This window comes from Candidatus Electrothrix sp. (assembly GCF_052785085.1).
This window is the reverse complement of sequence record NZ_JALAAI010000004.1, coordinates 63,002-71,749: the sequence shown is the minus strand read 5'-3', so window position 1 is coordinate 71,749 and position 8,748 is coordinate 63,002. Positions and strand designations below refer to the sequence as shown.

The following is an 8,748-nucleotide window of genomic DNA, read 5'->3' as shown; positions in this document are numbered from 1 at the left end:
ATTTTTTTTGCAGAGAGTATTGACCCAAAACGTTTGATATGTCAAACACGAATAAAAAATGTTTACGAAAATATTTTTGTTCAACTATGCTATTTCAGCATTTGAGAGGGGTTCGGGAATTGCTGATTGCGGATCAAATCGACGGGTTTCTTAAAGAGTTCTTCGAGTTCCTCCTTGATATGAACCAGTGTATAGAGGTCTGGATAGGTTGTTTCGATAATTACGTCGATGTCGCTTTTGTCCGTTGCTTTTCCGGTGGAGTAAGATCCGAATATTCCTATGTTGTTGATGCCGTATTTTTTTGAGTTTTCTTTTTTGTAGTTCGCTAGGATTTCAAGTATTTTTAAATGGTTCATTATACATGTTTGTAAGCTCCAATGTTTGAGTGTAGCAAGATGGTTTTTTTATTTGGGGGAATTTTGCTTGTTATGCTTTATAGCAAGATATGATCTGAGATAAGTATCTAGTCGTTTTTCTAGTTGTTTTTCGGCATAATCAAAGCGCTGTTTTGTCCTGAGCTTACTGATGCATCGAGATAAGAGCGGAGCTGGTAAGTTGAAAATTAGTGTATCATGATTATGCCAAAATTCTTGAACCCACCCTCGTTCAGTAGTTGATAACCCTTCGTTTTGAGATCGATTTATGATAATAATAAATTGTCCATAGTGTTTTCCTGAGTAACTTAATGCTTGGCGAAAATTTTCTATTTTAAGATCCGAAAAATTTTTAATTTCAAAAACCACTTGTCTTGAATTATAGTCTTCTCTAATTCTTCTCCAAAAGCCTTCGGTAGCGCAATTTGTTGCAATTATATCTCGTCGCTGAACTGCATCACCATTTGCTTTTAATTCAGGGTTTGATAACTTGCCAGGAAATAAAATTTGTATGGCTTGTAATGACCATTTTTCAAAGGAATGTGAATCTTTATGGCCTTGGCTCATTTGAGGAAGTTTGGATATAATTTGACCTATTCTTTTCGTTCGTAAATCAGATAATTCATCTGTATCTGAAGGTTGGTTTTCATCATATACCTGAATTAAAATATTTTCTTCTACCAGTTCAGACTGAATATCTAAAGCTTTCCAGTAACATGGATGTACACAACATCTTTGATCAGTTTTGATGGCATCTACTTCGGCGGGGGAACCATCATGACAGAATTGCAACGTCCCGGTAGATGTTTTTTCTAATCCCAGAAATCCAACACTATATAAAGCGAAAAAGGCTTCACCGCCAGTTCCTAATAGGGCAAAATCACTTGCTTCTTTGACTTGGTAATCGTTACTCAGGATTTCAAGCTCTAAACAATCAATTACCTCTGAATATGTTTGAAAAGCTGGCTTACCTTTAAAGACATTCACCAAAAGACTCAAGCCTGGAAAAACAACTCGGTATTCTTTGAGAAGATCATTTAAACGGTCTTTTGAAATTTGTTTTGATGACAACTCTACGTCGTCTTTGATGATTCCATATCGTCCGCTTCTTGCAACGTATGTAAATGTGGTGTTTAGAAGAACAATAATATCTCTTGGCCTATACAAAGTGTAACTCAAGCAACTTTTAAAACCATCTCTATTTTTTAAATCAGTGTGCGCAAATCGATTCCAAATTTTTATATCATTCTCAATATTTTCTAATTTTAAAGAAACTCTTAGTCTATTTGCAATAAGATGAAGAAGCGACTGGTCATCCCATGCTAATCTAATAGTATTTCCTTCAATATGTCTTGAAAAATCATTGTCAAAATAGTTTAATGATCTAAAAATATTGTCTCTTACGAAAAGTAATGTTTGTATTTCAGATTTTTTGTCAAGAAAGTCTGCCGAGCATGAGGCTAAACCACCTAATACTGCTGTAGCTAGTTCATTTGGGTTCCACCCTTCATCCAACCCATCAAACATGAAATATACAGATTTGTTTATTGTTAATAATGAATTATTTATTGACTTTTGTAATTTTTCAATTTTATAGTGAGATGCTATTTCACCTGGTAGATCGATTGGATCACCGCAGTTTTTGTGACATCCTTTTATAATTTTATTCGTTTTTTCAAATATACTTAGGTCAGAAAAATCTTGATGTTTTAAACTGTATTCGATAAGAAAATCGTAATTGTCAGATGAATTAAATTTATAATGATCCTTGATGTTATCTAGCAAGTCGATCAATATTGCAACTCGCCATGCTACTCGTGTTATTGCCCTGATTTCTTGATATTTTGTCGTAATTTTTTTTAAACACGATTGTAAAGAGAGCTGTTCATATTCTTGTGGAATGTTGCAATAAACATATCCTAATTTGTTTTTATTCAAGTATTCAGTAACTTTTAAATAGAGTGCGGATTTTCCAGTTCCTCTCCTTCCGACCACAAAATTAAAATCACGAGTATTGACTAATGCTTCAAAATCATGCGTTTTAATAAAAGCTTTTTCGAGCATTTTACTGTCAATTTCAGCTCTTATTCCGCCAAGTAAATTGCACGATAATTGGTTTTGTGGCATATTGCTAAACCTCGTTATGCTTTTATTGGCTGATATTTTTATTAATGAAATAAATTGTGTAAAGTTGTCACTTCTCCTCACACCACCACATTACTCCCTCAAACCAAAACAGCAAAGCGAAAAATATTAACTTCCGTTTACAACCGCTCAATACTACAGCGGAAGAAGCAGGGCCGGGCAGGTTCCGTCTGCTGAGGTAAAAGCTGGATCTTCTTGTCCCGGAGGGACATCCGATAATAGCCCCGTGATTTATCGCGGGGTGGAATTCACGCCATGATCTCGTCGCGTTGGCAGAACAATGTAGGGCGCAACCCTGCGTGTTCGCACCTGTTTACGGGCAGACACATAGGTCTGCCCCTACGGCGCATGATGCATTCATCATATTGTGACAATCTCAATTTTGTTCCTTTCGCAAAAACTGGAGATAACGACCAAAGTACCGCTGTTCTGTCGCCCTGTTGATCAACTAACCTGCTTGTTTGACTTGTCTTTACAGGTCGATATACCCAGCAACGCATACGGCGGGCACCAGCCGCTCAAACCGGTTGCGATTGGAATTATCCCCAGATAGGCCCATGGGGTTTTCAGCCCCCAGAATGCAAGGGAAATTATAATAGCACCGACAACGACTCTGACTATGCGCTCAATACCGCCAATATTCCTCTTCATGATTTCGTCCCTCTAAGGTTAAATAATTTCAGCTTCTTTTTAAACCATTATAATCAGCAATAGTTTTCCTCCCTTAATATTCATCGAGATGATGCCATTCGGCGTTTTCAAGCCAATTCCCCGGCTCCGGCCGTGCAACGAATTCGGCGATATTTTTCATGATCCGAAAATGCTTTTCCTCTTCACTCGCAAGACGCAAAAGTATATGTCTCGTTTCTTCCTCACTAGCCTCGGAGGCCTTATCCGAATAAAACTTCCGGCTCTCCTCCTCAATGACCATCGCTTTCCGGTATGCTTCCAGGTCAGAAACATCAAAGAACAATTCGCCCTTTTCTTCTTTCATGCTGGTGAAAATATTTTTCACACCATCCAGGATTGTTGTTTCCGTGAGTAGTAAGTTTCCTGCTTTTTCTTGGAGTTTGGCAATCATCTTGAAATGCTTCGCTTCTTCGTTCGCCAGCATGGTCAGAATCTTCTTAATACCTTTCACTTTGCAATTGTCGGCTAGTTCACGGTAAAATTCCTCACCGTCTTTCTCCATCTGCATGGCATATTCATAAATATTCATACTGCTCCTTTCAGGTATGGTGGTAGCGACAAAACTTTTAACAGCATTGCTTCCAGCAAAAAGTGTTTTCCTTCATCCACGCTGACGATCGCCTTCGTGCAGCATTTCCACAATATTCCCACAGGCTTCACATTTATAAACTTGCATTTTTTTTGTCATGATTGTCCTCCTGGACTTTTTTGGTGTTATGAATGGCCACCCTGCATGTCTGGATCATTCTGGTGACGACAAGAATGCGTTTGTATTCGTTCATCATCCCCTCTTGTTGAGGTAAAAAGCAAAAGGCATGCCGGGAAACGAAAATAAACAAAATTTCAGATTAACGCATTGTAAATACGTTTAAAAATTTTCAGCGAAAGAATAAAAAGCAGGACAACACAAGCTCTGTTGCCTCAACATGTGGTGGCCCCTCATAATATTGAGGGGACTTGAAGTAAACCAATCACTAGTACAGCAACCGCTAAGTTTTAATAATAACCTTGATAAAAAGGGTCAGAGAAAAATTAAATCCTGCTCCGTAGCAGGTCAGCTATCACGATTAGAACTATCTCCTTTACTACAAGCCCCACAAACTACCCCCCCCACTCCGATGACACATCCCGGTCAACCCATGCGGAGATTTCTGCAATCGCCGCCGACTGAAATTAACACAATTAAGGCAGCAACGAGAAGTACAATAAAACTGATCTCTAAGGAATAATTGGGAGCTGCCCCCTAATTTTCTGATTTAATTTCTCTCTCACCACCCCGGTCCGCCGCTCCCGTCACAAAATCCGTCAAATTCCGCACCCCCTTGTCAATACCAATCCCAACCATAATAACCTCCCGCCCGTCAGCCGCGAACGGAGCGCAATAGCGTTTTTCTTTGATTTGCCGCAGGGCCTCCTCAGCGGTTCCCATTTTGAACTCAATAACGTAAATATACTCCTCGTTTTTTATCACCGCATCAGTGGCACCGAAGCTGGACTGCACCTCGCAGTCGATCCGAACCCCGAGCATCTTCAGGGTGATATAGATGATCGAATGATAGAATCCCTCGTACGCCTTTACTTTTTCCAGCTGTTTTGCAGTGATAGAGCTGAACAGGGCCTGCATGGCCTCAAAAAAACGGCGGATATCGTTTATCCGCAAGGCCTCGGTCAGCACCGCGACAATATGCCCCATCTCTTCGGCAGAGCTGTCAGCGTAGTTTTTCACCATAAAGTCAAGGAACGACTCCTTCACTTCCCGGTTGGGGAAATCCAGCACATAGGTGTTTTCCAGCCGGTCCCATTGCTTGACGGTCAGATAACCGGTCTGAAACAGAATGGCGGTGGTGTTGAGATTATCGATATCATAAGCGTTAAAGGCATTTTCTTTCACTGGTTTATTCAACGATTCATTGATCTTTACCCCTGATTCCTTGATATGTTGGATCAGAAAGGTCGGGGTGCCGGTTTCGAACCAGAAGTTTTTAAAGGCCCTTGAGGAGAGAAGACTCAGGGTCGAATAGGGATTATAAACAAAGGTTTTGCCGTCCCAGGAGTAGCCGTTATACCAAGTCTTGACCTGCTCCATGATCCTGTCGTCCGTGGTGCCGAAGCAGTCAGCCAGATCCTCAAGATAGGGGTGATAATTGTCCCGAATTTCCTGCTCAGTATAGCCGAGCAAGCCTGCACCGCTTTCTGAAATACTCAGGTCTCTGAGGTGGTTGAGATCGCTGAAAATCGAGACCCGGCTGAACTTGGAAACACCGGTGAGCAGAAAAAAACGGATATGTTCATCCAGCCCCTTTACCCCGGCGTATAAGGTTTTGAGAATTTCCCGATTTTCTTCGGCCTGCGGTATGTTTGACGCCTCAAGATAATCAATAATGGGCTTGTCATACTCGTCAATCAGGATAACCGTGCCTGATTTTCCCCCCAATGTCGTGATCAGTTCCAGGAATTTCCCTGCATAGGTTTCCGCCTCCAAGCTGACCTTGTGCTGCTCCGCCGTTCGGAGCAGGTATTGATCCAAGGCCTTTTTCAGGCCCAGTTCCCGGTATTCGACCTGGGTAAAATCTATTTTTATGACCGGATTTTTTTGCTGCCAATGCCACCTCTCCTCAATCCAACAGCCCTGAAAGACCCTGCGGTTGCCTTCAAACAGCTCTTTAAGCGTATTGATCAGCAGCGATTTGCCGAACCGCCGGGGACGGGAAAGAAAATAGTATTTTCCCTCATCTATTAACCTGTGAATATGCTCAGTCTTATCCACATAGATGAAGTTATTATCTATGAATTCTGATAATGCCTGTATTCCCAAGCCTAATTTTTTCATACGGTTAATGCTCTCTCTCACTACACTTCCCACAAACCGCCCCACCACTCTTATGACACATTCCGGTCAACCCATGCGGCGATTTCCGCTGCCGTCGTTTACTGAAATTAATCAGCAAAGCAGCAACTAAGATAACGACAAAACTAATCCCAACGGTAAGCAAGAGAATTTTCATCAGCCCCCGAACTCATCCTTATAGATGTTATCTTCTTCCACTCCCAGATCAATCAGCATCTTGACCAGGGAACGGGTCATCATCGGCGGACCGCAGGTGTAGTACTGGATATCCTCGGGTGCCTCGTGATTCTTCAGATATTCTCGGTACAAGACATCATGGACATGGCCCACCGGGCCGGTCCAGTTATCCTCCTCCTTGGGCCGGGACAGGCAAAGGTGAAAGGTGAAATTGGGATATTTTTTAGAGAGCGAAGTAAAGTCGTCCAGATACGGCACTTCCAGCAAGGTACGGCTGCCGTACCAGTAGGATATCTTGCGGCTGGAATGCCGACCCTTCATCAACTCCAGGATTTGGCTGCGCAGCGGGGCCATGCCTGCGCCAGCACCCACATAGATCATCTCCTGTTGGCCTTCGTGGATGTAGAAATCCCCATAAGGGCCGGAGATGGTTACCTCATCGCCCGGTTTCAGGTTAAAGATATATGATGATGCCTTGCCCGGAGGATGTGGTTCCTTGCAGCCACCAGGCGGACAGGCGATCTTGACATCCAGTTTGAGCAGGCCCTTTTCTCCAGGATAGTTAGCCATGGAATAGGCTCGGGTGATGGGTGTGGTCACCTTGGACTTGTACTGAAAAAGGCGGAACTTTTTCCAGTCTGACAGGAATTTATTTTTAATATCAAAGCCTTTAAAGGAAAGAGCATGGGGGGGGATATCAATCTGAATATAGCCGCCGGGTCGGAAATTCATTTCCTCGCCCTCTGGCAGCTTGAGCACCAGCTCCTTGATAAAGGTGGCGATATTTTCATTGGAAACCACTGTGCATTGCCATTTTCGGGTATCCAGCATCTCCGGCGGTACTTCGATTTCCATGTCTCGTTTCACCTGGACCTGACAGGCCAGTCGCATGCCCTGTCGTGCTTCCCGTCGGGTGATATACCCTCGCTCAGTGGGCAGTATACTGCCCCCGCCTTTTTTGACCCTGACCTGGCATTGGCCGCAGCTGCCTCCGCCGCCACAGGCCGAGGAGAGAAAGATCTCTTCATTGGTCAGGGTGGTGAGCAAGCGACTCCCCGGTTTGACCTGGAGTTCTTTTTTGTCATTAACCATGATGGTGACTTCCCCGCCGGGCTGAAGTTTCTTTTTTGCCAGCACAATCAGGCAGACCAGAAGGAACTGGAGAGCGAGAAAGGTAAGAACAGCGGCAATAATTTCCTGCATGTCGCAATATCCCTAAAATGAAATTCCGGCTAGGCCCATAAAGGCCAGGGCCATCAGGCCGGTAGTAATAAAAGTCAGGCCAAGGCCCCTGAGGCCAGCTGGCGGATCAGCATATTCCAGTTTTTCCCGGATCCCTGCCAGGGCAACCACAGCCAGAAGAAAACCGCCACCGGATCCTATGCCATAAAACACGCTTTCCCTAAAGGTGTATTCCCGTTCCACCATAAAGAGGCTCCCACCCAGGATGGCGCAGTTCACCGTGAGCAGGGGCAGGAAAATCCCCAGGGTGTAGTACAGGGCAGGGAGGAAGCGATCCAGGACCATTTCCAGGATCTGAACCACCGCAGCAATCACTCCGATATAGATCAGCAGCCCGAGAAAGGTCAAATCCAGGCCGGGAAAACCGGCCCAGGACAGGGCATCCGGCTTGAGCAGATAATGGTAGATCAGATTATTGATGGGTACGGTGATGGTCTGGATCAGAAGCACGGCAAAGCCCAAACCGGCAGCAGCATTGATCTGCTTGGAGATCGCCAGAAAGGTACACATCCCCAGAAAAAAGGAGAGCACCATGTTTTCCATAAACAGGGCGGTAAAGATGATTTCCATATAATGGAGCATTAGTCCTTCTCCTGTTGGTTGGGGTAGATTGTGCGCAGGGCCCAGATAATCAGGGCGATGAGGAAAAAGGCCCCAGCAGGCAGGAGCATCAGACCGTTGCCCTGGTACCAGCCGCCGTCTGCAATCAGGGGCAGCACCTCATGGCCGAAGACCGTGCCGCTGCCCAGGAGTTCCCGGCAAAAGGACACTGTCATCAGGACAAAGCCGTAGCCCATGCCGTTGCCCAGGCCGTCGATAAAGGATTTGAGCGGGGTGTGGCTCATGGCAAACCCCTCGGCCCGGCCCATCACAATACAGTTGGTGATGATCAGGCCCACATAGACGGAAAGCTGTTTAGCCAGATCATAAAAAAAGGCCTTGAGGATCTGGTCTACCAGGATAACCAGGGTGGCGATCACCGTGATCTGGATGCCGATACGCACGGTGTTGGGAATCTGGTGGCGGATCAGGCTGATGATCAGGCTGGAAAAGGCCACCACCAGAGAGAGGCAGACAGACATGACCAGGGCTGTGGCCATACTTCCGGTCACTGCCAGGGCCGAGCAGATCCCCAGCACCAGCAGGGCAATGGGGTTGCGTTGAAAAAATGGGTTGAAGAAGAGTTCGCTTTTTTTCTCAGGCATCGTTGTTGATCCCTTGTTTTTGTTTCCCCGAAGGTTTTGCAATCCGGTAGGGACACGGCATGCCGTG

At 44.7% G+C, this 8,748-nt stretch carries 10 protein-coding genes; all 10 read right to left on the bottom strand.

The window, feature by feature from the left end:
- Window positions 1-89 precede the first annotated feature (89 nt).
- Complete coding sequence (locus tag L2082_RS01500) at window positions 90-356, bottom strand: nucleotidyltransferase family protein (RefSeq protein WP_446011374.1); 267 nt, start codon at window positions 354-356, stop codon at window positions 90-92.
- A gap of 48 nt (window positions 357-404) precedes the next feature.
- Window positions 405-2,501, bottom strand: a complete 2,097-nt coding sequence (locus tag L2082_RS01495; RefSeq protein WP_446011373.1) for a P-loop ATPase, Sll1717 family — start codon at window positions 2,499-2,501, stop codon at window positions 405-407.
- 462 nt (window positions 2,502-2,963) lie between these two features.
- A complete protein-coding gene (locus L2082_RS01490; protein WP_446010738.1) occupies window positions 2,964-3,170 on the bottom strand; it encodes a YgaP family membrane protein in 207 nt (68 codons plus the stop codon).
- Window positions 3,171-3,243: 73 nt separating this feature from the next.
- Window positions 3,244-3,738, bottom strand: coding sequence for a ferritin-like domain-containing protein (locus tag L2082_RS01485; protein ID WP_446010739.1), 495 nt, complete (start codon window positions 3,736-3,738; stop codon window positions 3,244-3,246).
- 72 nt (window positions 3,739-3,810) lie between these two features.
- Complete coding sequence (locus L2082_RS01480; protein ID WP_446010743.1) at window positions 3,811-3,897, bottom strand: desulfoferrodoxin FeS4 iron-binding domain-containing protein; 87 nt, start codon at window positions 3,895-3,897, stop codon at window positions 3,811-3,813.
- A 555-nt stretch (window positions 3,898-4,452) separates the two neighbouring features.
- A complete protein-coding gene (locus L2082_RS01475) occupies window positions 4,453-6,039 on the bottom strand; it encodes an AAA family ATPase (RefSeq protein WP_446010740.1) in 1,587 nt (528 codons plus the stop codon).
- A 4-nt stretch (window positions 6,040-6,043) separates the two neighbouring features.
- Entirely contained in the window at window positions 6,044-6,214 is a 171-nt protein-coding gene (locus L2082_RS01470; RefSeq protein ID WP_446010741.1) for a hypothetical protein, read from the bottom strand.
- Window positions 6,214-7,437: an NADH:ubiquinone reductase (Na(+)-transporting) subunit F gene (gene nqrF, locus L2082_RS01465; protein WP_446011372.1), complete on the bottom strand. Its 1,224-nt coding sequence runs from the start codon at window positions 7,435-7,437 to the stop codon at window positions 6,214-6,216. Before nqrF ends, L2082_RS01470 begins: the two co-directional genes overlap by 1 nt.
- 12 nt (window positions 7,438-7,449) lie before the next feature.
- Complete coding sequence (nqrE, locus tag L2082_RS01460; protein WP_446008831.1) at window positions 7,450-8,058, bottom strand: NADH:ubiquinone reductase (Na(+)-transporting) subunit E; 609 nt, start codon at window positions 8,056-8,058, stop codon at window positions 7,450-7,452.
- Window positions 8,058-8,681: an NADH:ubiquinone reductase (Na(+)-transporting) subunit D gene (locus L2082_RS01455; RefSeq protein WP_446008830.1), complete on the bottom strand. Its 624-nt coding sequence runs from the start codon at window positions 8,679-8,681 to the stop codon at window positions 8,058-8,060. Before L2082_RS01455 ends, nqrE begins: the two co-directional genes overlap by 1 nt.
- Between the last annotated feature and the right edge of the window lie 67 nt (window positions 8,682-8,748).

Bases quoted from the DNA above. Each gene is read 5' to 3' on its own strand.
- L2082_RS01495 (WP_446011373.1), bottom strand. From the start codon at position 2,501: ATGCCACAAAACCAATTATCGTGCAATTTACTTGGCGGAATAAGAGCT.
- L2082_RS01500 (WP_446011374.1), bottom strand. From the start codon at position 356: ATGAACCATTTAAAAATACTTGAAATCCTAGCGAACTACAAAAAAGAA.
- L2082_RS01455 (WP_446008830.1), bottom strand. From the start codon at position 8,681: ATGCCTGAGAAAAAAAGCGAACTCTTCTTCAACCCATTTTTTCAACGC.
- L2082_RS01470 (WP_446010741.1), bottom strand. From the start codon at position 6,214: ATGAAAATTCTCTTGCTTACCGTTGGGATTAGTTTTGTCGTTATCTTA.
- L2082_RS01475 (WP_446010740.1), bottom strand. From the start codon at position 6,039: ATGAAAAAATTAGGCTTGGGAATACAGGCATTATCAGAATTCATAGAT.
- L2082_RS01485 (WP_446010739.1), bottom strand. From the start codon at position 3,738: ATGAATATTTATGAATATGCCATGCAGATGGAGAAAGACGGTGAGGAA.
- L2082_RS01490 (WP_446010738.1), bottom strand. From the start codon at position 3,170: ATGAAGAGGAATATTGGCGGTATTGAGCGCATAGTCAGAGTCGTTGTC.
- nqrF (WP_446011372.1), bottom strand. From the start codon at position 7,437: ATGCAGGAAATTATTGCCGCTGTTCTTACCTTTCTCGCTCTCCAGTTC.
- L2082_RS01480 (WP_446010743.1), bottom strand. From the start codon at position 3,897: ATGACAAAAAAAATGCAAGTTTATAAATGTGAAGCCTGTGGGAATATT.
- nqrE (WP_446008831.1), bottom strand. From the start codon at position 8,058: ATGCTCCATTATATGGAAATCATCTTTACCGCCCTGTTTATGGAAAAC.